The 24,332-nt window shown below is 69.4% G+C and carries 14 protein-coding genes; 11 read left to right on the forward strand and 3 right to left on the reverse strand.

The window, feature by feature from the left end; translation table 11 throughout:
• Positions 1-11 precede the first annotated feature (11 nt).
• Positions 12-6,905 (forward strand): glycohydrolase toxin TNT-related protein, encoded by a 6,894-nt coding sequence (locus tag AC6CCG_RS15255; protein WP_496655424.1) that lies wholly within the window; start codon positions 12-14, stop codon positions 6,903-6,905.
• 845 nt (positions 6,906-7,750) lie between these two features.
• Here AC6CCG_RS15255 and ileS read toward each other — a convergent pair.
• Positions 7,751-10,906, reverse strand: a complete 3,156-nt coding sequence (gene ileS, locus AC6CCG_RS15260) for an isoleucine--tRNA ligase (protein ID WP_496655425.1) — start codon at positions 10,904-10,906, stop codon at positions 7,751-7,753.
• A gap of 1,195 nt (positions 10,907-12,101) precedes the next feature.
• Here ileS and AC6CCG_RS15265 point away from each other — a divergent pair.
• From AC6CCG_RS15265 to AC6CCG_RS15300, 8 genes are read left to right on the forward strand one after another with little or no spacing between them, the layout of a single operon-like run.
• Positions 12,102-13,058 carry a hypothetical protein gene (locus AC6CCG_RS15265; RefSeq protein WP_496655426.1) on the forward strand — a complete coding sequence of 319 codons (957 nt, stop codon included), beginning with the start codon at positions 12,102-12,104 and terminating at the stop codon, positions 13,056-13,058.
• Positions 13,058-14,071, forward strand: a complete 1,014-nt coding sequence (locus AC6CCG_RS15270) for an HAD-IIA family hydrolase (protein WP_496656267.1) — start codon at positions 13,058-13,060, stop codon at positions 14,069-14,071. The genes AC6CCG_RS15265 and AC6CCG_RS15270 overlap by 1 nt, the downstream gene beginning before the upstream one ends.
• A 53-nt stretch (positions 14,072-14,124) precedes the next feature.
• The gene (locus AC6CCG_RS15275; RefSeq protein ID WP_496655427.1) at positions 14,125-14,706 is read left to right on the forward strand and encodes a hypothetical protein; all 582 of its coding nucleotides are present in this window, start codon (positions 14,125-14,127) and stop codon (positions 14,704-14,706) included.
• Positions 14,703-14,897 carry a hypothetical protein gene (locus tag AC6CCG_RS15280; RefSeq protein WP_496655428.1) on the forward strand — a complete coding sequence of 65 codons (195 nt, stop codon included), beginning with the start codon at positions 14,703-14,705 and terminating at the stop codon, positions 14,895-14,897. Before AC6CCG_RS15275 ends, AC6CCG_RS15280 begins: the two co-directional genes overlap by 4 nt.
• Positions 14,898-14,919: 22 nt before the next feature.
• A complete protein-coding gene (locus tag AC6CCG_RS15285; protein ID WP_496655429.1) occupies positions 14,920-15,684 on the forward strand; it encodes a TlyA family RNA methyltransferase in 765 nt (254 codons plus the stop codon).
• Entirely contained in the window at positions 15,681-16,625 is a 945-nt protein-coding gene (locus AC6CCG_RS15290) for an NAD kinase (RefSeq protein ID WP_496655430.1), read from the forward strand. Before AC6CCG_RS15285 ends, AC6CCG_RS15290 begins: the two co-directional genes overlap by 4 nt.
• An 11-nt stretch (positions 16,626-16,636) precedes the next feature.
• On the forward strand, positions 16,637-18,370 hold the full coding sequence (gene recN / locus AC6CCG_RS15295; protein ID WP_496655431.1) for a DNA repair protein RecN: 1,734 nt from the start codon (positions 16,637-16,639) through the stop codon (positions 18,368-18,370).
• 56 nt (positions 18,371-18,426) lie between these two features.
• Positions 18,427-19,065 carry a DUF899 family protein gene (locus AC6CCG_RS15300; protein WP_496655433.1) on the forward strand — a complete coding sequence of 213 codons (639 nt, stop codon included), beginning with the start codon at positions 18,427-18,429 and terminating at the stop codon, positions 19,063-19,065.
• Here the strand turns inward: AC6CCG_RS15300 and AC6CCG_RS15305 are convergent.
• Complete coding sequence (locus AC6CCG_RS15305) at positions 19,056-21,812, reverse strand: helix-turn-helix transcriptional regulator (RefSeq protein ID WP_496655434.1); 2,757 nt, start codon at positions 21,810-21,812, stop codon at positions 19,056-19,058. The two genes, AC6CCG_RS15300 and AC6CCG_RS15305, sit on opposite strands and share 10 nt — an antisense overlap.
• Positions 21,813-21,859: 47 nt before the next feature.
• Here AC6CCG_RS15305 and AC6CCG_RS15310 point away from each other — a divergent pair, with 47 nt between their 5' ends.
• Entirely contained in the window at positions 21,860-22,696 is an 837-nt protein-coding gene (locus tag AC6CCG_RS15310; protein ID WP_496655435.1) for a phosphotransferase family protein, read from the forward strand.
• Between the two features lie 349 nt (positions 22,697-23,045).
• Positions 23,046-23,306, forward strand: a complete 261-nt coding sequence (locus AC6CCG_RS15315; RefSeq protein ID WP_496655436.1) for a hypothetical protein — start codon at positions 23,046-23,048, stop codon at positions 23,304-23,306.
• A gap of 222 nt (positions 23,307-23,528) precedes the next feature.
• Here AC6CCG_RS15315 and AC6CCG_RS15320 read toward each other — a convergent pair whose 3' ends face one another.
• A complete protein-coding gene (locus tag AC6CCG_RS15320) occupies positions 23,529-24,332 on the reverse strand; it encodes an SGNH/GDSL hydrolase family protein (protein ID WP_496655437.1) in 804 nt (267 codons plus the stop codon).

The following is a 24,332-nucleotide window of genomic DNA, read 5'->3' on the forward strand; positions in this document are numbered from 1 at the left end:
GGAAGACTGCGATGAGGAAGCGGTTGATCATTTCGGCGGCAGCTGCACTGACCGCGGCCGTCATGCTGTCGATCGCCGGCTTCGAGCCGGCGATCGCAGATCCGCACCAGCCAGCCGATCCGCGGAGGCGGCCTCCGGTGAAGCCCTTGGTGCCGGTATCCGGCGAGGGTGTGAAGACCCGCGACTCGACGACCGACAGGCTGTCCGCCGAGATGGACCTTTGGCGGCCGGGGCCGATCGTCTGGCCAGACGGCAAGGCCACTGGGATTCCAACTGACCCCGCGAGCGCTGGTTCGTCCCGGTCGGTAAGAGGCGGAATGATCAAGGCCGGAGATCTTCCGGTGTGGGTGGGCCGCGGTGCGTCGGAGGCTGCCAAGAAGGCACGACTCACGCCACGCACGGAGGAAGCTTTCGGTGCGGTGGACGTGCAAGCCCACGATCGGCGCACGGCCGAACGGTTGGGCGTCTCCGGAGTTGTGCTGGAGGTCAAGCAGCTCGACCCGCGAGCGGCGAAGGCCGCAGCGGAGCTCGCGGTGGAAGTCGACTATTCGGGCTTCGCCCCGGCAGGCGGTGACTGGGCGCACCGGGCACGCCTGGTCAGCCTTCCCGACTGCGCAGTGACCACTCCGGAGCGGGCGGAATGCCGAACCCAGACGGAACTGAGCCAGGCGAACGATCCGGATCAGTCCAAGATCATCGGGCTGGCGGCCTCGGACCAGTCGACGCTGCTGGCGGTGACCGCCGGGGCGTCGGGATCCGCAGGTTCCTTCGCCGTTACGAATCTGGCGGCAACCGGATCGTGGTCAGCCGGTGGACCCAGCGGCGACTTCGCCTGGTCCCATCCGTTCCGGGTGCCGAGTGTCGCCGGTGATCTGATGCCGGATCTCGCCGTGTCGTATTCATCCCAATCGGTTGACGGGCGTACGAGCTCCGCCAACAATCAACCGTCCTGGATCGGCGAGGGCTGGGACCTGTCTCCCGGCTACATCGAACGCCAGTATCAGCCGTGTTCCGACGACATGGGCACGGGCGCCAACAACACCGAGAAGACCGGTGATCTTTGCTGGCCGGGGGAGCGCTACCTGGTGTCGTTCGGCGCACAATCGGGCGAACTCATCCGGGTGGGCACCACGAATGAGTACCGGCTGCGCCGCGACGACGGAACTCGGTTCGAGAAGGTCACCTCGGCCTGGGCCAACGGCGACAATGATCGCGAGTCCTGGAAAGTCACGATGCCGGACGGAACGCAGTTCTCGTTCGGCCGCGGCAGAGCGCAGGCGAGCAGCCCGGAAACGGCGTCGACGTGGACCGTTCCGGTCGCGGGCAACCACAGTTCCGAGCCCTGCAACGGATCCTCGTTCGCGAGTTCATTCTGCGACCAGGCCTGGCGCTGGAACCTCGACTACGTCGTGGACCTGCACGGCAACTCGATGACCTACTACTACGTGAAGGAGACCAACAACTACGGACGGAACCTGAACACCGCGGTCTCGAGCTACGTCCGGGGCGGCTACCTCACTCGGATCGACTACGGCCAGCGATCCGGGGCGGAGGATCCGGCGACGGCGCCGGCACGGGTCGTGTTCACCACGGCCGAGCGTTGCCTGCCAACCTCGACCCAGAACTGTTCTGTCCTGGATGCCGCGAATGCCTCGGCCTGGCCGGACGTTCCCCAAGATCAGATCTGCACCTCGACGACCTCCTGCGCCGGACGACACGCACCCACCTTCTTCACGCGCAAGCGGCTGACGCAGGTGAGGACGGAGCGACTGGCCGGAACGACGTTCAGCGAGGTGGAGCGATGGACTCTTGATCATCGCTTCCCCAGCACGACCGACGGGACGACCTCGGCCCTGTGGTTGCAAACGATCACCCATGCGGCCGCCGCCGGCGCTTCTCCGATGCCGGTCGTGCAGTTCGGCGGTACGCGACTGGCGAACCGGATCGACGGTGTCGAAGACACGATCGGCAACATCGCTCCGCCGCTGAACAAGTTCCGGATCGCTTCGGTCAAGTCGGAGTCCGGTCGCGAGACCTTGATCAAATACAGCGCGAAGGATTGCACGCTGGAGTCGTTGCCTTCGGCGCCAGAGAGCAACAACCGCCGGTGCTTCCCGGTCTGGTGGGTGCCGCCGGGACGCTACGACCTGTCCCGCCACTACTTCCACAAGTACGTCGTGCAGACGGTCAACGAGTTCGATCTTTCGGGCTTGTCGACGTACCAGGTCCGCAAGACGTTCACGTACCTGGGAACGCCCGCCTGGCGTTACGACAGCAATCCGTGGTCGAGCAAACGGACCTGGAGCGAGTGGGCAGGCTATTCGCAGGTCAGGACGGTGACGGGAGACCCCGCATCGTCGACGGCCTTGCGGAGCGAGACGCTGTACTTCCGAGGCCTCGATGGGGATCGCGCCGCACCGTCCGGCGGCACCAAGTCGGTCGACGTGACCGATTCCGAAGACGTGGCCGTCGCCGATGACTGGCGTCTGGCCGGTCAGGCCCGCGAAACGATCACCTACCTGGGGCCCTCGGGCGGCGAGGTGACCGGCACGATCCTCGACTACGCCACGCTGGCGGAGACCGCCGGCGGCGGCACGAAGGCCACGTTGGTCGGAGTCGCGAAGAGTCGGACCCGGACGGCCTTGGCCGCCGGCGGCTACCGTCGGTCGGAGTTCCGCACCGCCTACGACGATCATGGCTACGCCACTCAGGTCGACGACGTCGGAGACGTTGGGGTCACCGGAGACGAGACCTGCACGCGCTACACGTACGCACGGAATCTGACGAACTGGATCCTCGGTGCCGAGGCGACCCTCAGGACTCGCGCGACCACGTGCGCCTCCTGGCCCGACGCGCCGACGGACGCGCAGGTGCTGGGCGACTCACGCACGTACTACGACGGGCTGCCGCTCGGCGAAGTGAGCAAGGGGCTGCCGACCAAGTCCGAGGAGCTGACGCAGCTTCCCGGCACGTACTCGGTGACGGCAGAGTCGAGCTACGACGCGATCGGCCGTCCGAAGTCCGTGACCAACGCGCTCGGGCACACGACGTCGACCAGCTACAGCCCTTCCGGTGCAGGCATTCTGAGCTCGTTGACCACGACCTCAGCCGACCCGGACGGCACCGGTCCGCTGACTGCGCACGTCTCGACGACGAGTTACGACGCGCGCTGGGGTGCACCGACCAAGGTGGTCGCGCCCGACGGGGCCGTCACCGAGACCGCCTACGACCACTACGGCAGAGCGACCTCGGTATGGCTCCCCGGCCGACCAAGATCATCGAATCCGTCAGCGCCGTCGGTGAAGTACGCCTACACCAGCTCGGCGACCGGACCGACCGCCGTCACGACGGACACGCTGAAGTGGGATGGCGGCTATCTGCGCGGGATCCAGCTCTACGACGGCCTGCTCCGGCCGCGGCAGACGCAGACCCAGAACACCGACCAGGGCGTCGACGAGCTGGGTCAGGTGATCGAGACGACCGGCCGGCTGGTGTCGGAGCTGACCTACGACGACCGCGGACTGGTGATCACCGAGGAGGGGCCGACGTTTGCCAGCGGTGCACCCAGCACCGCGTACCTGAGTGTCATCGACGCCCAGATCCCGCAGGTCGTGTCGGCCACCTATGACGGTGCCAGTCGCCTCACAAAGTCGACCTTGATCGCGTTCGGCCAGACCAAGTGGTCGACCTCGCAGTCCTATGGCGGCGACCGGGTCAACATCACTCCGCCGGCTGGGGCGACTCCGACCACGCAACTCCTGGACGTGCAGGGTCGGACGACCGCCCTGCGCCAATATCAGGCGACCACGCCGACCGGCACCTACGACGAGTCTGTCTACCGCTACGCGCCCGACGGGCAGCTCGCGTCGATGACCGACGCGGCCGGGAACAAGTGGACCTACGAGTACGACCTGCTCGGGAATTTGATCAAGACCGTCGACTCGGACGCCGGGACGAGTTCGAAGACGTACGACATCGGTGGGCAGGTGATCACGAGCACCGATGCCCGTGGCGAAACGCTGGCCTACACCTACGACAACCTCGGCCGCCAGACCACCATGCGCGACGACACCCCGACCGGGGCCAAGCGCGCGGAGTGGAGCTACGACACGGTCCGGAAGGGCTACCTGTCGGCCGCCACCCGCTACATCGGCGGTGGTGCGATCACGTCCCGGAACGTCACCTTCGACGCCGCCGGGAATCCGACCAAGACCGAGGTCGTGGTGCCGGCGATCACCGGGTGGATCGAGCCGGCTCTGGCCGCCACCTATCAGTCGACGCACACCTACTTCCCCGACGGGACGATCGAGAAGACGATCTTGCCGACGATGGGCAATCTGCCGGCCGAGGAGTTCGATCGTGACTACGACTCGATGGGTCGGCTCAAGAACCTTGGCGGGTACGGTTCATACGCGCTTGGGGCGATCTATTCGGCCTACGGGCCGATGCTCCAGTACGCGACCGGTGACGCGTCGCCGCGGATGTCCTGGACGACCGACACCTACGATCAAGGCACGGGCCGGCTGACCTCGACCCGCTTCGATCGGGAGACGTTCCCGAAGGCTGATTACGAACTCTTCTACTCGTACAACAACGCGGGCGCGCTGACGAAGCTTCGGGCGACCCATCCGCAGTCCGGTGCTGCCGCAGACACGCAGTGCTTCTCGATGGACTATCTGCAGCGTCTGACGAAGGCGTGGACGCCGGCGTCGGGTGACTGTGCGGTCGCGCCGTCGGTGAGTGGGCTGGGTGGTCCGTCGCCGTACTTCCGGGAATGGGCCTTCGACAAGGCCTCGAACCGGACCTCGCAGAAGGTCCATGCGGCGGCCGGGGTCACGACATCGACCTGGACCTATCCGGGTGGCGGGCAGCCGAAGCCGCATCAGGCGACGGCTGTCACGGTGACGCCCCCGGGACAGGCCGCGGTGACATCGCCGGTGAAGTACGACGCTGGCGGGAACGTGACCGAGCGGACCGTGACGGCCGGCGCCGTCACCGGCGGTCCGGCCGGTGTCGAAACCTTGTCCTGGAACCCGGAGGGTCGACTGTCGACCGCCTCGCGGGGGAGCGACTCGGTGGCGTTTGTCGACGATCCGTCGGGGAATCGGTTGATTCGGCGGGATGCCACGACGACGACCCTGTATCTGGGTGAAACCGAGATCACCTTGACGCGATCGACGGGTGCGTTCAAGACGAATCGGTACATCTCGTTCGTCGGCCGGACGGTTGCGGTGCGGACGGGACCGGCGAATGGCGACGTGTTCACGTTGTGGTCGGATCTGAACAACACGGCGACGTGGCAGCTGAGCCGGGCGACGAATGCGATCCAGACTCGGCGGTCGTTGCCGTACGGGGAGCCGCGGACCGGGAACACGTCGTTCTCGGGTTCGCACGGGTTCGTGGACGGGCTCGAGGACAAGTCGTTGGGTCTGGTCCGGCTGGGGGCGCGGGAGTATGACCCGGCGTCGGGGAAGTTCTTGTCGCCCGACCCGGTGCTGAATCTGTCTGATCCGCGGCAGTGGGGGCCGTATACCTACGGCGGCGGCAATCCGGTGATCCATCCGGATCCGTCGGGACTGGCCTATATGCCGGACAACCCGGTGGGCATGGGACCGATGCCGGACACCTCGGTCGGTCAGTCGGTGAACCATTCGTGGCGTCCGCGGCACAGCTATCGGCCGAAACCGGGCCGGTCGTGGTCGGGCGGGTCCCGCAGCTCCGGCCCGAGCCGGCAGTCCCGGGGTTATACGCCTCGTCCGTCGGGTGACACGAGCTATGTGGCTCCGCCGCGCGCGAAACCGCCGGCCGACCAGTCAGGCGTTTGGTGGGAACTCTCACGGACCGCGACCGATGGTCAGACCGGTCAGGACAACACGGGGTCCGGACCCTCGGCGGCGGTCGGCTACGGAGGCTCGCTTGGAGACGGTTCCGGTAGCGGTGAGGCCGCTCCGGAGATCGCGTTCGGAGCGGTGCCGACGACTGGGTTCGGTCAGGTCGGCAAGGAGGTCGGCAATCAGGTCTTCGTGCCCGGACTAGGCAACCCGTGGGTGACGCTCTTCGACTCTCTCCGATGCACGATGTCGTTTGCGGAGGACACGCAGGTGCTGCTTGCTGATGGCACGAGAAAAGCGATCGCTGGCATTGAGGTCGGTGACAGGGTCTTAGCAACTGACCCCGACAATGGTGAGACGACGATTCAAATTGTCACGCGTGTTTGGGTTCACGATGACGCTCTCTACAACCTCCGCCTAAGCAGCGGTGAAGTTATTCAAGTCACTGAAGACCATCCAATCTATAACAAGCAAGATGAGACGTGGCAGCAGGCGAGGGATCTATCTCCGGGTGCGTATCTACTTAGTGCGCATGGGGCCAAAATCCGAGCGGACGGGCTTGCAGCAGAACCGTATGCCTTCGGTACAGCCTATAATCTGTCGGTGACCGGGCCGCACACTTATCACGTCGGCGATGGTGCAGTTCTCGTCCACAATTGCGGCGGTGGGGGCGGTGGCAGCGGCGGCGGAATCGTCTCCCGTGGCGGTGGTACGAATGTCCCAAAGGACCTACAAGGACCTCTTGAAAAGTCGGGGAGGTGGGGATGGCCTTCCAATCGCGGCTTTCTAGGTAATCCGATACCCACCACGCTCAAACCCGGAACACGGATAGATCGATACGGCCCCGAAGAAGGACAGTTCGTCGCTCCGCAGGGAACTCCCTTCTCTCAGCGTGGCCTGCCGAGCACCCATGCTGGAAGGACGTACACTACCTATGAAGTCGTACGAGATATCAAGGTTCGCGGGGGGATCGCTGCACCCGCGTTTGGCTATCCTGGTGGGGGCATTCAGTACGAGCTTCCGCGATCCGTGGGGGAACTGATACGCGAAGGTGTTTTGCGGCCGGTCCGATAGGAGGTTGGTGTGAACATCGAGTCCTTGCAGGCGGAACTCGAATCTCAGAACGTGGATCCGCTCTCGTATTCTCTCAGTGGAGGATTTGCTTCAGATGCATTTGTTCTTGAACGTCAAGATTCGCGATGGGTAGTCTACTACACCGAGCGTGGACTTCGTGCGAACGAATTAGAATTCCCTGACGAAGATTCTGCTTGTAGAAATCTGCTTGATAGAATTCTTCGTGACCAAGCGACTCGCCGACCAGAATAGATGTGTCCAATAAATGGAAAATTGATCCGTGTTTTTGCTTGGACTTGGATCGTTCGAAATTCCGCAGCGGCGGTGTCTTGTTTGATCTGCTAGGACCCTCTGTGTACGAGAACTATCCGATCGGACGGCTCGAGTGGTTCTTCCTATCGTGAAGGGGACGTGTGAAGCCTCCGTGCGCGGGGCGGTTCGCGCCCACGGTGATAGACAGTCGTGACGCTGGTGGCACCGAGGGCGGCAGACACTGGAGCGTTGCCATGGAACTGGACTCCGCTGTCGCTACCGGCGATGGGACGTCGGTGGAGTTCCGATTCTTCGCGCCAGAGCTGACGGCGGAGCTGTCGAGGCCGGGGACGAGGCTTGCGATCATGGATGGGCCGCATCAGATCGGGTGGCTCACCGTGGTTCGTCGAATCGAGACGTCGGGCTGACCGATGGTCCGAACCCCTTGGACTACCTGCCGCCGTGCTGATGGTCGAAGGTGACGGCGAGTTGCGTCCGCTGTCGAGATCATGGGTTGAGGGCAGCGGCGTGTCCGCTTAGCCGACGGTGCGCCGGCGAACCACGGTGGGCCCCCGGGATCGTTGCCCGCGACCTCATTCAGCCTTGTGTAGAGAGAGCGTGAGATCGAGGTCTTCGAAGTGGTGCCAGTCTGCGGCGGGCTCGGCTTCGGTGAACTCGATGGCGAGGACCTCGTCGGCAACCAGGGTCGCGTGTTCGCGGAGGGCTTCGGTGAGTTCGGGGCCGGCGGACCAGGTGAGGTTGATCCGGTCGGTGACCTCGAGGCCCGTGTCCTTGCGGGTCTCCTGGATTAGCCGGATCGCCTCGCGGGCGAGGCCTGCCTTGATCAGGTCCGGGGTCAGTTCGAGGTCGAGGGCGATGGTTTCGCCCTGGTCGTTGATCACCGACCAGCCTTCCTTCGGGCGCTCGGAGATGATCACTTCGTCGGCCGTGACCTCGGTGCCACCGTCGTGGTCGACGGTGGCGGTTCCCTTGCTGGACAGGGATTCGGCGAGCACGGCGGCGTCGGCGGCGGCGATCGCGGCGGCGACCTGGGGGGTCTGCTTGCCGAAGCGCTTGCCGAGGGCGCGGAAGTTGCCCTTGGCGGTGTATTCGACCAGGTCGCCGGCGCCGGTGAACGACTCGACCGCGGTCAGGTTCAACTCGGCGGCGATCTCGGCGCGGAGTTCCGGGCCGAGGCGATCGTGGCTGGCGGTCGGGATCAGGGCGCGGCCCAGGGGCTGGCGGATCTTGATCTTGGCCTCGGAGCGGGCGGCGCGGCCGAGTTCGACCAGGCGCTGGGCCAGTTGCATCGAGGCGTCCAGGTCGGCGTCGCGTACGGTCTCGTCGGCGGTCGGCCAGCTGGCCAGGTGGACCGAGTCGGGGCCGTCCGGATCCGTACCGGCGAAGAGGTCCTGCCAGACTCGCTCGGTGAGGAACGGGGCGACCGGGGCCATCAGCCGGGTCAGCACGTTGAGCGTCTCGTGCAGCGTGCTCAGGGCGCCGCGGTCGCCGGCCCAGAAACGCCGGCGGGAGCGGCGGACGTACCAGTTGGAGAGATCGTCGACGAAGGTGGTGATCAACTGGCCGACGCGCTGCAGATCGAAGTTCTCGTACGCCTCGGTGGTCTCGGTGATCAACTTCTGCGTGATCGAGGTGAGCCAGCGGTCGAGGACGTGGGTGGGTTCCGCGTGATCAAGGGGAGACCAGTGATTGGCGTTCGCGTAGAGGGCCTGGAAGGCGACCACGTTCCAGTACGTCAGCAGGACCTTGCGGACGGTCTCGGTGATCGTGGTGTGGCCGACCCGGCGGGAGGCCCACGGTGAGCCGCCGGCCGCCATGAACCAGCGGATCGCGTCGGCGCCGTGGGAGTCCATCAGCTCGATCGGATCGAGCACGTTGCCGAGGTGCTTCGACATCTTCCGGCCGTCCTCGGCCAGGATGTGGCCGAGGCACACGACGTTCTTGTACGAGGACTCGTCGAACACCAACGTGCCGACGGTCATCAGGGTGTAGAACCAGCCGCGGGTCTGGTCGATCGCCTCGCAGATGAAGTCCGCCGGATAGGCCTGCTCGAACTGCTCGACCGAACCCTCCAGATGCGGAAAGCCCCATTGCGCAAACGGCATCGAGCCACTGTCGAACCAGGCGTCGATCACCTCCGGCACCCGCCGGTAGGTCCCCTCCTCGCCCGGCCGTGTGAACGTCACCTCGTCGATGAACGGGCGGTGCGGATCAAGATCGGCGAGGTCGGTGCCGGTCAGCTCGGACAGCTCGGCCAGCGACCCGACGCAGACGAGCTTGGTCGGGTCGGCGTCGTTGCGCCACACCGGCAGGGGAGTACCCCAGTAGCGGGACCGGGACAGCGCCCAGTCGATGTTGTTGTTCAGCCAGTCGCCGTAGCGGCCCCACTTGATCGTCTCCGGATACCAGGTGGTCCGCTCGTTCTCCCGGAGCAGAGCTTCCTTGATCTTGGTGGTCCGGATGTACCAGGACGGCAGCGCGTAGTACATCAAGGCGCTGTGGCAGCGCCAGCAGTGCGGGTACGAGTGCTCGAAGTCGATCCGGCGGAACAGCCGGCCGCGCGCGGCCAGGTCCTCCATCAGAGCCTCGTTCGCGTCGCGGAAGTAGACGCCGCCGACCAGGTCCAGCCCCTCGTCGAACCGGCCCTGGGTGTTGATCGGGTTGATCAACTCGACCCCGTTGCGGCGCACCGAGTCGAAGTCGTCGGCACCGAAGACCGTGGCCTGGTGGACCAGACCGGTGCCGTCGGTCGTCGTGACGTAGTCCTCGGTCACCACGAAATGGCCGCGGCCCGGCCAGTCGACGATCGTGAACGGACGGTCGTACGTCCAGCCCACCATGTCCGCGCCGGTGAAGGTCGCCGTCGCCCGCCAGCCCTCGCCGAGGGCGGTGTCGATCAGCGACTCGGCCACCACGACGGGCCGTTTCTGATCATGGACGGCGACCGCGTACGTCACGTCCGCCTTGACCGCGACCAACGCGTTGGACGGCAGGGTCCACGGCGTCGTGGTCCAGATCAGCAGATCCGCCTCGCCGGCGTGCGGGCCCGAGGTGAGCGGCAGCCTTACGTAGACGGAGGGGTCGACGATGTTCTCGTACCCCTGCGCGAGCTCATGATCGGAAAGGCCGGTGCCGCAGCGGGGGCAGTAGGGCGCGACCCGGAAGTCCTCCGTCAACAGGCCGGCGTCGAAGATCTTCTTCAGCGCCCACCAGACCGACTCGACGTAGGTCGGGTTCATCGTCTCGTACGCCTCGTCGAGATTGACCCAGTAGCCCATCCGCTCGGTCAGCTCGCGGAACGCGTCGACGTGGCGGCGCACCGACTCCCGGCACTTGGCGTTGAACGCCTCCACCCCGTACCGCTCGATGTCGGGCTTGCCGTTCAGGCCCAGCTCGGTCTCCACCGCCAACTCGACCGGCAGCCCGTGACAGTCCCAGCCGGCCTTGCGGTCGACCCGGTAGCCGCGCATCGTCCGGAACCGCGGGAACACGTCCTTGAAGACGCGCGTCTCGATGTGGTGCGTGCCCGGCTTGCCGTTCGCCGTCGGCGGACCTTCGTAGAACGTCCACGGCTCGCCGTCGGCGGTCTGCTCGAGGGAACGGTCGAAGGTACGGTTCCGCTGCCACAGGGCCAGAATCTCGTGCTCCATCGCCGGCAGATCGATCTGCGGCGGTACGGAGGCGTAGCCGGTGGCGGGTCGGGAATCACGGGTGAGCTGCTCAGTCATGGCGCGACGATGATATCGGCCGATGCCCCGTGTGAGCACCGCTTCCGGAGGGCGCTGCTGTCCCGTGTCAAGAGTCGGGGCGAAAGTGGTGCAGGATTGTCGGGTGAATCAGGACCGGGGCAAGGGCCCATCGAGGCCGGAACCAGAGCGGCGCGCGGACGACCGGCGCGGCCGCGGTCGACGCGCGGAGCCGGGCGGGCAGGACCGGTCCGACCGACCCGGGACCGGGCGCGGCGATCGGCAGAGTAGCGATCGGCAGGGCGGAGGTGACCGGCCCTGGCGGGACCGGCCGCAGCGGGACCGGCCGGCGGGTGACCGGGGCAAGGGCTCGAGCCAGGGCGGCGGCTTCCGGGGGGATCGGCCGACGCGGTCCGGCGGCGATGAGTGGGGCCGTCGCGATCGCGACGACAACAAGGACCGCGACCGTTCGGATCGGGATCGCTCGGGCGACCGTTTCGACCGTACGGATCGGGGCGGTGCCGGTCGCGGCGGTTCGGATCGCGGGCGTTCGGACTGGAGTGGTTCCGATCGCGGTGGCTCGGGCCGGGGTGGTTCGGACCGCGGCGGTTCGGGTCGTGGGAATTCGAGTTGGAGCGGTTCGGATCGGGGCGGTGCCGGTCGCGGCGGATCGGATCGCGGGCGTTCAGGTTGGAGCGGGTCCGATCGGGGTCGTTCGGATCGCGGTGGTTCGGATCGCGGTGGTTCGGACCGAGGCGGTTCGGATCGCGGGCGTTCGGGTTGGAGCGGTTCGGACCGTGGAGGTCCGGAGCGTGGGCGTTCGGACTGGAGTCGTTCGGACCGGGGTGGTGCGGACCGTGGCGGTTCAGAGCGCGGACGTTCGGATTGGAACCGTTCCGATCGAGGCGGCTCCGGCCGAGCAGGCTCGGACCGGGGCTCGGATCGCGGGCGTTCGGACTGGGGCCGTTCCGACCGGGGTTCGGACCGGGGGCGCTCGGACTGGGGCCGTTCCGACCGGGGTTCGGACCGAGGCGGTTCGGATCGCGGGCGCTCGGACTGGAGCCGTTCGGACCGGGGTGGTTCGGACCGAGGCGGCTCGGGTCGTGGACGGTCGGACTGGAGCCGTTCGGATCGGGGTGGCTCGGATCGCGACCGGACGGACCGTCGGGGCGGCGAGGGGCGCCGAGAAGGCCGTGCCGCGCCGCCGGGGCTCAGCCGTCCGCCACGGGAGCCCAAGGTGCCGGCCGACGTCAGCCAGGCGGAGTTGCCGCGCCAGGTTCGGGCCGAGCTGCGGGGTCTGCCCAAGGACCTGGCCGAGCAGGTCGGCGGCTTTCTGATCATGGCCGGCCGGCTGATCGAGGAGGACCCCGAACAGGCGTACGAGTTCGCCGAGGCCGCCCGGCGGCGGGCCGCGCGGCTGCCGATCGTCCGTGAGGCTGCGGCCGAGACGGCGTACGCGGCCGGGAAGTACGAGGTCGCGCTGTCGGAGTTCCGGGCCATCCGGAGGATGTCCGGCAACCACGACGTGCTGCCCGCGATGGCCGACTGCGAGCGCGCCCTCGGCAAGCCGCAGGCGGCGCTCAAGCTGAGCCGCGAGGCCAAGGATCTGCCGCTCGACCCGGCTCAGCAGATCGAGATGATCATCGTCGAGGCCGGCGCCCGGCGTGACCTCGGCCAGGACGCCGAGGCGGCCCGGCTGCTGCGCGCGGCCGTGGACGATCTGCGACTGACCGAGCCCGGCCGGAACGCCGCGGCCCGGCTGCGCTACGCCTATGCCGACGTGCTGGCGTACCGCGGCGACGAGTCGGCCGCCCGGGACTGGTTCGCGGCCGCGGCCGAGCTCGACCGGGAACAGTTGACCGACGCCGCCGAACGGCGGGACGCCCTGGACGGGGTGACGATCGACTTCGACCTGGACGAGGACGATGATCACGACGAGCTCGATGATCACGACGGCGATGATCATGACGAGTCCGACCAAGGTCATGAGCTCGACGATGATCACGACGCGTACGACGGCGACGCTGGTGATGACGACGCCGGCGATCACGATGACGACGCCGGCGAGGAGGCCGACGATGCCGGCGACGAGCCCGCGGCGGGCGAGGACGAGGGCGCTGCCACCGCGGCGAGCGAGGACGGCGGCTCGGCCGATGATCACGAAGCGGTCGACGGTCCCGACGGCGCTCGTTGATCATGGACGCATTGATCGATGCCTATGATGCCGCCCTGTTCGATCTGGACGGGGTGGTCTACCTCGGGCCGGAGCCGGTCCCCGGCGCGCCCGGTGGGCTGAAGCGGCTCCGGGAGCGGGGCGTCCGGATCGGGTACGTGACCAACAACGCGGCCCGGACCCCCGAAGTGGTCGCGGAGCACCTGCGGGAGCTGGGCATCGAGGCGACGACGGACGACGTGGTGACATCGGCCCAGGCCGGCGCCCGGCTGCTCGCCGAACGCTTCGGTGCCGGAGCCCGGATCCTGGTGGTCGGCGGCACGGGCGTGGATGCGGCGCTGGCCGAGGCCGGTCTGGTCGCGGTCCGGTCCGCCGACGACGAGCCGATCGCGGTGATCCAGGGGTACGGGACCGACCTGACCTGGGCCCAGCTCAACGAGGCGGCGATCGCGATCCAGCGCGGCGCCTACTGGCTGGCCACGAACACGGACCCGACCCGGCCGACCGACCGGGGCATCGTGCCGGGCAACGGCGCTGCCGTCGCCGCGGTACGGACCGCCGTCGGCATCGAGCCCGAGGTGGCCGGGAAGCCGTACCCGCCGTTGATCACCGAGACCCTGCGCCGGCTCGGCGCCGAGCGGGCGATCTTCGTCGGCGACCGGTTCGACACCGACATCGCGGGGGCCGAGGCGGTCGGGCTGGACAGCCTGTTCGTGCTGAGCGGCTCCTGTGGACCGGCCGACCTGCTCGCCGCCGGTCCGGGGGAGCGGCCGACCCACGTCGGGCTCGACCTGGCGGCCCTGCTGGACCCGCCGCGGCCCGTACAGCGGGACGGTGAACAAGCCACCCGCGGACGGAGCACGGCCCGGCTGCGAGACGGCCGGCTCACCCTCGCCGAAGCACCGGAGGACCAGGTCAGCGCCCTGGACGCGCTCGTCGCGGCGGCGGATCTTGCCTGGTCGGCGGCCGATCGCGGGCTCCCGGCGGATCCGGCCGATGTGCTCGCGGCCCTGGGCAGGCTGCCCGTCTTGTGAGTACGGTAGGGCTGACGAACGACCTCGGGGGACTCTACCGAGGGAGGAGAACTGTGGTCGTCGACACGAAACACAACTACTTGGAGACGGTGGGCGGCATCGGTCGCAGCACCCGGGCGAAGGCCCGGGCGGCGGCGCGATCGCTGCAACACACGATCACGGCCGAGATGGAGAAGGCCTCCGGTCGGCTGGGCCTGGTCCGGTCCGACGACCTCGACGAGGTGCGGTCCGAACTGATCGGGATCCGGTCCGAACTGGCCGAGACCCGGACGGCGCTGGCGGAGGCTCGATCCGAACTGGCCGGCACCCGGTCGGAGCTGGCCGAGGCCCGGACCGGGCTGACCGAGGCGCGGGCCGAGCTCGCCGGGGTCACCTCCGGACTGGCCGACGCACGCGCCGAGCTGGCCGCACTGCGGGACCGGGCGACCGACCCCGAACCGACGGCTGTGGCGGAACCGGCTCCGCCGGCGGTACGGAAGACGGCCGCGGCGACCAAGACGGTCCGGACCGCGGTGGCCAAGAAGGCCGTCGCGAAGCCGGCCCCGGCCCGCAAGACCGCGGCGAAGAAGGCTCCGGCCAAGAAGGCTGCGGCGCGCAGCACCACGGCGAAGAAAGCAGAGAAGGCGACCGAGTGACCGAACCCGACCATGATCAGAACGTACGGCCGCGAACCGGCGTCGACGAGATCGACGCCGCGCTGACCGAGCTGGACGGGCTGGCCGGCCAGCCGGTCGCCGAGCACCACGACCGGCTGTCCCGGGTGCACGAAGCGCTGCACACGGCGCTGCACCAGCCGTCCGACGGCTCCGCCGACACTCCGTCCTGATCCACGGTCGGCACGAATCGCCGTGGTCCGTCTGGATCGCGCGCTGGTGGACCGCGGCCTGGCCCGGTCCCGCGGCCAGGCGCGCGAGTTGATCATCGCCGGCCGGGTCCGGGTCGCCGACCGGGCGGCCGGGAAGCCGTCCCTCGAGGTCGACGACGCGACCCCGATCACGGTCGAGGCCGGTGATCACTACGTCTCCCGCGGCGCGCACAAGTTGCTCGGCGCGCTGGCGGACTGCGACCTGCAGCCGTACGGGCGGGCCGTCGACGCCGGTGCCAGCACCGGCGGGTTCACCCAGGTGCTGCTGGAGGCCGGCTGCGAACGGGTGTACGCGATCGACGTCGGTCATGATCAACTCAGCGGCGTGATCCGGGCCGACCAGCGGGTCGTGGTGTGGGAACGGACCAACCTGCGCGAGCTCGATCTCGGGCACGTCGACCGACGCCCGGTCAACCTCCTGGTCGCCGATGTGTCGTTCATCTCGTTGCGCCTGCTGGTCGCCCCGTTCGACCGAGTGCTGCGCGACGATGCGGACATGCTGATCATGATCAAACCGCAGTTCGAGGTGGGCCGGGCCGACCTCGGCAAGGGCGGCGTGGTGACCGATCCCGAGCTGCGCCGGGCGGCGGTCGACGGCGTTCTCCGTACCGCTGCGGAGCAGGGCTGGGCGGCGGTCCGGGTGGTGCCGAGCCGGGTGCCGGGCAACAGCGGTAACCAAGAGTTCTTCGCCCACCTGCGGCGTGCGACGGGATTGTCAGTGCCCCCGACCTATGCTTCTGTCTCGTGAGTCAGGCCGAGCAGGTGCGCCGCCGGGTGGCGGTGCTCACCCATCCGCAGCGGGACGAGGCGATCACGGCTGCCTCACGCCTGGTCACCGGGCTGAGCCGGCACGGGATCATCTCCGTGCTGCCCGACGACGACGCCGCTGTGCGGTCAGGCCGGCTGACAATGGACGTCGAGGTCGTCTCGGCCGACGCCGCGGACCCGATCGCGGACTGTGAACTGATGATCGTGCTCGGTGGCGACGGCACCATCCTGCGCGGTGGCGAGTGGGTGGTGAACGCCGACATTCCCTTGCTGGGCGTGAACCTCGGCCACGTCGGCTTCCTCGCCGAGGCCGAGTCCTCGGAGATCGACGCGATCGTCGACCACATCGTCGAGCGGTCGTACACGGTGGAGGAACGGTCCACGATCGACGTCTCCGTGCAGGACGGCGCCGAGGCCTGGACGTCGTTCGCGATCAACGAGGTGTCGATCGAGAAGGCCGCCCGGGAGCGGATGCTCGAGGTCCTGGTCGAGATCGACGGCCGGCCGTTGTCCCGCTGGGCCTGCGACGGCCTGGTCGTGTCGACCCCGACCGGTTCGACCGCGTACGCGTTCTCGGCGGGCGGGCCGGTGATCTGGCCGGAGGTCGAGGCGCTGCTGCTGGTGCCGCTCAGCGCGCACGCCCTGTTCGCCCGGCCGTTGGTGCTGGGCCCGTCGTCCCGGGTCGTGGTCCAGGTGCTGGACGGCTCGCAGACCCATGCCGTGGTCTGGTGCGACGGGCACCGTACGACGGACGTCCGATCGGCGGTACGGATCGAGATCTGCCAGGGCCGGCACCGGTTGCGGCTGGCCCGGCTCTCCCAGTCTCCGTTCACCGACCGCCTGGTGAACAAGTTCGGGCTCAAGGTCGAGGGCTGGCGTGGCGTGCGCCGGCCGGTGAACTCCAGCACACCCGGCGAGTAGAGGATCTGACCATGATCAGCGAGCTGCGGATCACCAATCTCGGTGTGATCAACTCGGCGACGATCGAGTTGGACCCAGGACTGACCGTGGTCACCGGCGAGACCGGCGCGGGCAAGACCATGATCGTCACCGGCATGGGGCTGCTGCTCGGCGCCCGGTCGGATCCGAAGGCGGTCCGGACCGGCGCCGGCCAGGCCCGCGTGGAGGGCGTCTTCACCGCCCCGGACCGGACCACCCGCTCCCGGGTCGACGAGCTGGGCGGCGAACTCGACGGCGACGAACTGCTGGTGGCCCGGCAGGTGACCTCGGCCGGCCGGTCCCGCAGTTGGGTCGGCGGCGCCCAGGTGCCGGTGAGTTCCGGCAGCGCCGTGGTCGAGGAGTTGATCACCATCCACGGCCAGTCCGAGCAGCTCCGGCTGACCAGTCCGGACCGGCAGCGCGAACTGCTCGACGCCTATGCCGGGGACACCGTCGCGGGATCCCTGGACGGCTATCGGGAGCGGTACGCGGAGCGACAGCAGGCCCGGGGCGAGCTGGCCGAGCTGACCGAGCAGGCGCAGAGCCGGGCCCGCGAGATCGACCTGCTGCGGTTCGGCCTGGCCGAGATCGAGAAGATCGACCCGCAGCCGGGCGAGGACGTCGAGCTCGCGGCCGAGGCGACCCGGCTGCAGCGCAGCGACGACCTGCGCCAGTCGGCCGCCGCCGCGATGGAGGCGCTCGCCGGCGGCGAGGACGAGGCCGGCGGGGCGATGAGCGCGATCGCCGCCGCCCGCAAGGAGATCGAGACGCTCGCCGCCGCCGATCCGGACGCCGAGAAGCTGCGCAGCCGGGTGCAGGACCTGTCGTACGCACTGACCGAACTGACCTCGTCCGCCGCGGACTATCTGGACGCTCTGGACGCCGAGCCCGGCCGGCTGGAGCAGATCGCCGAACGGCGGTCCGAGCTGGCCACCCTGACCCGCAAGTACGGCAGCGACTGCGACGAGGTGCTGGCCTGGGCGGCCGAGGCCGCCGGCCGGCTCGGCGGGCTGGAGTCCGGGGACGAGCGGATCGAGGAGCTGACCGCCCGGATCGCCGTGCTGGACTCGGAGCTCGCGGAGCTGGCCGGTCGCATCAGTGCCGCCCGGCGGGAGGCAGCGGCGACCTTTGCGACCCTGGTCGAGGCCGAACTGGCCGCGCTGGCCATGCCGCACGCCCGGCTCAGCTTCGCGGTCACCGAGACCGAGCTCGGGCCGCACGGCGCCGACGCGGTCGAGCTGCTGTTCAGCGCCAATCCCGGCTCCGAGCCGCGCGGGCTCGGCAAGGTGGCGTCCGGCGGTGAGCTGTCCCGGGTCCGGCTGGCGATCGAGGTGATCCTGGCCGCCGAATCGGGCAACCGGGGCACGTTCGTCTTCGACGAGGTGGATGCCGGCGTCGGCGGCAAGGTCGCGGTGGAGATCGGCCGCCGGCTGTCCGCGCTGGCCCGGCGGGCCCAGGTCGTCGTGGTCACCCACCTCGCCCAGGTCGCGGCCTTCGGCGACCGGCACTACGTGGTGGTCAAGGCCGACGACGGCCAGGTCACCACCAGCGGCGTGCAGCGGGTCGCCGATGATCAACGCGCCGCCGAGCTGGCCCGGATGATGGCCGGCCTCGACACGACCGACTCGGCCCTGGCCCACGCCCGCGAGTTGATCGAGACGGCGGACCGGGCCCGCTCCGCGAAGCCGACCCGGACCCGGCGCAAGAAGGCCGCCAAGACCGGCTGAACGATGTCGAAACCGCTCGGCCGGCTCCGTTTCACCGAAGAAAGGGAGGTTCGATCATGAACGACATCGCACGACCGCCGATCGTCTCGGCGGAGGAGTGGCAACGTGAGCGGGACGCCCTGCTCGTCGCCGAGAAGGAAGCGACCCGGGCCCTGGACGCGATCGCCGCCCGGCGGCGCCGGCTGCCGATGGTCGCGCTCACCGAGGACTACGTCTTCCAGGGCGCCGACGGACCGGTGACGCTGCTCGACCTGTTCGACGGCCGGGATCAGCTGGTCGTCTACCAGTTCATGGACAACGGGCCGGATCACTTCTGCCCGGGGTGCACCGGGTTCAGCGACAACGTTCCACCGGGCGCGCTGACCCGGCTGGCCGACAGCGGCGTCAGCTGGGCCACCGTCTCCGACATGCCGTACGCACAGCTGGCGGGCTACCGGGATCAGCGCGGCTGGACCATGCCGATCGCGTCCTCGCGGGGCACCACGTTCGCAGCCGACAGCGGCGCCGGCGGCGGGTTCCTGCTGAGTGCGTACCTGCGGGACGGCGAGCGGATCTTCCGCACCTACAGCACCACCCAGCGCGGGGTGGACCGGCTGCTCTTCCAGCACGGCATCCTCGATCTCACCGTGTACGGGAGGCAGCAGGACTGGGAGGACTCGCCGGCGGGCTGGCCGCAGCACCCGACCTACGGCTGAGCCCGCGGGGCGAGCTTGATCAACTCCGCCCGGGAACTGATCTGCAACTTCTGGAACACCTTGCGCAGGTGGTAGTCCACGGTGCGCGGGCTGAGGAAGAGTTGCGCCGCGATCTCGCGGTTGGTCTGGCCCTCGCCGACGCCGATCGCGATCCGCAGCTCCTGCGGCGACAGCCCGTCGAGCGCCGGCGCCGGGTTGTCCTCGGTCGTGCCGGGGGAGCCGGCGCTGCCGCCGGCGGCCCGGAGTTCGATGGCGGCCCGCTCGGCCCAGCCGGGCGCGCCCAGCCGGCGGAACGCGTCGGCGGCGGCGCGGAGCTCGGCCCGGGCGTCGGAGGGACGGCGGTCCCGGCGGAGTTGTTCGCCGTAGAGCAGGCGGGTGCGGGCCTGCTCGAACGGCTGGCCGCCGTCGGCGTGCTGGGCCAACGCGTCGCGGTAGGCGGCCAGGGCAGACTCGCCGTCGGTGAGCAGGGCCCGGGCCCGGGTGCCCAGCGCACGCAGTTCCGGGGCAGCGCCGGCCTCGATCCAGGTCAGGAAGCGCTGGTACGTCGCGCGGGCCCGGTCCGGCTCGCCGGCTCGTACCGCCGCCTCGACCAGGTCGGCGAAGCTGAACAGGCGGATCCCGGGATGGCCGGCGTCGCCGCGGTCCAGCGCGGACAGCTGGCGCAGCGCGTCGGCGGGCCGGCCTGCGGCCAGGTGCAGCAGGCCGAGGGCGCGTCGTGCCACCGCGGCGGCGCCCGCCAGCCGGTGCCGTTCGGCCGCGCCGAGGGCCGCCTCGGCCAGCTCGGTGGCGTCGGTCTCCCGGCCACGAAGAGAGGCCACCAGGGCCAGCCAGGCCAGGTGCCGGCAGGCCGTGGTCGGCTGGCCGGTCTCCTCGGCGAAGCTCCGGCCCTCCTCGGCGTACGCCTCGGCCAGGTCGTAGCGGCAGTCGCCCACCTCGTCGACCACCACGTAGTCCAGCACCCACGCCAGGGCCCCGACCGCGCCGAGATCTCGGGCCCGCTGCATCGCGGCCCGCCGCAGCCGCCGCCCGGCACCCGGGTCGCCGAGGCCCCAGAGCAGACCCCCGGCCCAGCACAGCCGGTACGGGTCGTCCAGCTCGGCGAGCCGGTCCGGATCGTCCGGCCGAAGTCCGGGCGCCGCTCCGGTACGGGCCCGGCAGGAGCCGCGCAGCATCCGCAGCAGCACGCCCGCCGGCCCGGCCAGATCGTCCAGCGGCAGACGCTCCAGCTCATCGGCGAGCCGGGCGTACGGCTCGGCGCGGTTGGCCTGGAACGCCGCCTCCCCGTACACCATGACCAACCGCACCACCCGGTCCGGATCACGGGCCAGCGCCTCGGCGGTCAGGCCGGTGGCGAGCACCGGCTCGAGCAGATCGAGCGCGTCGGCCGGCTGGCCGCGGCGCAGCTCGATCAGGCCGCGCAGCCGGGCGGACTCGACCGGGTCGCCCTGCCGGGTCCCGGCCAGCAGCCCGATCGCTCGTTCCTGATCGCCGACCTGGACCGCGGCGTCGGCGGCCGCGATCAACCGCCGGTCCCGCGACGCGTCGTCCGGGCTGAGTTCGGCGGCCCGGAGCAGCAGTGTCTGGGCGGTACCCGGCCCGGCCCGGTGCAGCGCGGCGGTGCCGGCCCGTTCCAGCTCGTCGGCCGCGTCCGGGGCGATGCCGGTGACCGAGCGGCCGAGGTGCCAGGCGCGCCGGTCCGCGGCATCGGCGTCGGAGGCCATGGCGTAGGCGTCGGCGAGGGCCGCGTGCACCGCGCGCCGCCGGCCCGGATCGGCGTCGCCGTAGCAGGCCGACCTGATCAGCGGATGGCGACAGGTCAGCTCGCCGGCGTCATCCTTGATCAACTCGGCGAGCGCCGCCGGGTTCGCCGGCACGCCCAGCCGGTCGGCAGCCGCCGCCAGCGCGTTCGCGGAGATCGAGCCGGCCGCCGCCACCAGCAACAGCACCGTCCGGTCGTCGGCGGAGCAGCGCTGCAGTCGGTCCAGGAACGCGCGCTGCAACTCGTCGCCGAGCGGGACCGGTTCGCCGGACCGGACCCGGGGCAGGTCGGCCAACGGCAATTCGGTCAGCGCCAGCGGGTTGCCGCCGGTGGCGCGCAGCACCGCGTCCTGTTCGGCCGCGGTCCAGCCGCCGGGCTCGGCCGCCGCCCGGGCCGTCAGCAACTCGACCGCGGCGGCCCGGTCCAGCCCGGACAGCGGCAGGACCGGCAGCCCGGCCAGCGCGTCGTCGCCGGCCTCGGCCCGTTCGGCGAAGATCAACGCGACCGGCTCCGCCTCGATCCGCCGGGCGACGAACCCGAGCGCCTCGCGGGTCGGTCCGTCCAGCCAGTGGGCGTCGTCGATCACGCAGAGCAGCGGGCCGCGCCGAGCCGGATCGGCCGTCGCCTCCGACAGCAGCGTGAGCACGCCGAGCCCGACCAGGAACCGGTCCGGACCCGGCCCGTCCTGCAACCCGAGCACCGTCCGCAGCGCGACCTGCTGCGGGGCGGGCAGCAAGGTGATCAACTCCTGCACGGGCCGCAGCAGTCGGTGCAGCCCGGCATAGCCGAGTTCCGTCTCCGGGGCTGTGCCCGCCGTCCGCAGCACCCGCATCGCGCCGGCCTCGGCCGCGGTCTGCTCGGCGTACCGGAGCAGGAAGGACTTCCCGATCCCGGCCTCACCGCGCACCACCAGCGAGCCGCCCCGTCCCGCCGTCGCCTCGCCCATCAGCCGATCAAGCTGCGCGCGCTCCCGGACCCGGCCCACCACGCGCTCAGCCTAGTGCTGCGCCGGTCGGCTCGTGGCAGGATCGACGGATGGAGCTCGGCCCGGTCATCGAGTTGATCAACGGTCTCGGTTTCGCGGTGGCCGATCCCGAGCTGCGCCGGGACGGCACCGTCCCGGTGGTGCGGACGGCGGACCTCGCCGTGAAGCTGTTCCCGCCCGCCGACCGGCTTGATCTTGACACCGAATTCGCCGCCTACCGGATGCTCGGATCGGACGATCGACTGCCGGTTCCCGAACTGTTGGCGCACGGTCACCTCGGTGATCATGACTATCTGGTGCTGAGCCGCTCACCTGGCCGGCCGGTCCTCGAGGCAGCTTTGTCGGAGCGTCAGCGACTGGACCTTGCTCGTCGGCTCGGGCCGGTGATCAAGAACGTGCACGCTCTGGCGCCGATCGATCCCGCGGGTCGGCTGGCGCGGGACTGGTTGCGTGATCATGGCGGCGACGCCGCCCGGCGCCCCCGCGCCTGGGGAAGCCTGCCGGAACACCTGATCGCCCAGATCGACGACCATCTGGTCACACCGGTCGGACGTGCCTTCGTCCACGCGGACCTGTGTGTTGATCATGTCTTCGTCGACGATGCCGGGCTGGCCGGCCTCATCGACTGGGGCGGCGCCGAGGCGACCGACCCGCACTACGAACTCCCGGTCCTGCACCTCGGCCTGTTCCACGCCGACAAGCGGTTGCTGCGGGCATTCCTGGACGGTTACGGCTGGCCCGCGGACGAGTTCGTCCGCCGCCCCATGAGCGCCACGCTGAGCCTGGAGTTCGACTCCTTCGAGCTGCTCAGCTACGTGCGACCTGACCTGAACCTTGCGTGCTACCCGACCCTCGCCGACCTCGCCGATGACCTCTGGCAACTGTGACTTCTCTACCGGATCCCACAAGGCGCGCTCGTCAGATTCCGGCCAAGTGGCACTGATTCGACGCGCAACTCGGTCTGCAATCGGTTTCTCGTCTTGGGTGGCACGTTCCGCGTCAGATCCGCGCCACATGGCGAGCTCAGAGCGAAGTTGCTCGGTCGACGACTCCGAAGCCTGCAATGCGCCTCGGATTCAAGCGCAATGGAGTCGTGGGACCTATGCGAACTGGCAGCGGTGAGCGCCGATCGACGTCATGATCCGGGCATGTCGAACCTGGGTTGGCTGCCGGCGGCTCTCGTGCCAGTGATCGGCGCCATCGTTACGATCATTCAAGCCACTTCGTGGAGCCTCGATGCACTCACATCTTTGGAACGGCGCCGCCAAGGGCGCGTTGACCAAGCTGGTCGACAAGGAGACTGAGGTTCTGGCTGCGCGGCGAATGAAGCGCCTTGGGCGTCAGATCAACCAAGGGACGATCGCCACCATGGTCGTGATCTTGGTGATGGCCGTTCCTCTTGTCGCGGGACTGTGGGTCCTCGGCGGGCAGTCGGCCGCTCCAGTCTGGGTGTCGGTCGGTCTACGAATCGACGATGCTGATCCGAACACTGCCTGAGTGGTTCTTGATAGGCGAAACGCGAGGTCTGTCCCAGGGGACAGACCTCGCGGTTCCCGGGCTGGTCGATGCTTGGCGTGATCCGGTGCTCGAGGTCGTGGATCTCGGCGACCAGTTCGCCGGCGGTCTCGTACAGGGAGAGGCGAGCGAGCCAGGCATCGATGTGGCAGGCCATGGCGGCGACGATGTCGCGCGGCACTCGGCCGCGGAATCCTCCAAAGATCACTGCAGGGTCGTGACCAGGGCTCGGACGATGGCCTGGTGGCCGGCCAGGGAGACGTGGACGCCGTCCGGGCCCTGCAGGTCCGGGTCGCCGGGCACGCCGAAGACTTCGACCAGATCGACCAGCGGGCCGGGCAGGTCGCGCATCGCCTCGGCCAGGGCGACGAGGTCGGCGTTGTCCCAGGTCGACTCGCCGAACCGGAAGCCGGGGTTGGCGGCGACCCGGTCGGGAACGACCGGGACGGGGGTCAGCCAGACCCAGTCGGCCACGCCCTTCAGCCCGGCGATCCGGTGCAGCTCGGCCAAGTTGATCATCGTCTCGGCCAGGCTGACCTGGGTCTTCGCGGCGTCCGGACCGACCCGGGTGACATCGTTGCCGCCGAGCAGGCAGAGCACCCAGTCCGGCTTGGTCGCGGTCAGGGTGGCCGGCCAGCGACGCTGCACCATCGCCGTCGTATGCGCTGACAGGCCACCGTTGATCACGGTGACGCCCGGCTTGCGCAGCTCCAGCAGGAAGCGCAGGATCTCCGCCCAGGACTGGCTGTCGTCGGTGAGGCTGTCGCCGGCGGCATACACGGTCTGGCCGTCCCGGAACGGCAGCGCGTCCACGGCGGCCGCGAACTCGTCGTCGGCCAGCAGTTCCTCGGCGGCGCCGCGGGCGGCGGCCGCGAAGTTCTCGATGATCTTGGTGTACGACTCCGGGTCCAGCCCGAAGATCGCCGGCTGCGCCTCGGCCATTCCGGGCAGGTAGCCGTACAGCTTCTCCAGGTGGGTGAACTGCACCCACTGTTCGGTCGTCTTCAT

This window comes from Microlunatus sp. YIM B11417, assembly GCF_059617205.1.

Bases quoted from the DNA above. Each gene is read 5' to 3' on its own strand.
- AC6CCG_RS15255 (WP_496655424.1), top strand. From the start codon at position 12: ATGAGGAAGCGGTTGATCATTTCGGCGGCAGCTGCACTGACCGCGGCC.
- ileS (WP_496655425.1), bottom strand. From the start codon at position 10,906: ATGACTGAGCAGCTCACCCGTGATTCCCGACCCGCCACCGGCTACGCC.
- recN (WP_496655431.1), top strand. From the start codon at position 16,637: ATGATCAGCGAGCTGCGGATCACCAATCTCGGTGTGATCAACTCGGCG.
- AC6CCG_RS15300 (WP_496655433.1), top strand. From the start codon at position 18,427: ATGAACGACATCGCACGACCGCCGATCGTCTCGGCGGAGGAGTGGCAA.
- AC6CCG_RS15310 (WP_496655435.1), top strand. From the start codon at position 21,860: ATGGAGCTCGGCCCGGTCATCGAGTTGATCAACGGTCTCGGTTTCGCG.
- AC6CCG_RS15315 (WP_496655436.1), top strand. From the start codon at position 23,046: ATGCACTCACATCTTTGGAACGGCGCCGCCAAGGGCGCGTTGACCAAG.
- AC6CCG_RS15320 (WP_496655437.1), bottom strand. From the start codon at position 24,332: ATGAAGACGACCGAACAGTGGGTGCAGTTCACCCACCTGGAGAAGCTG.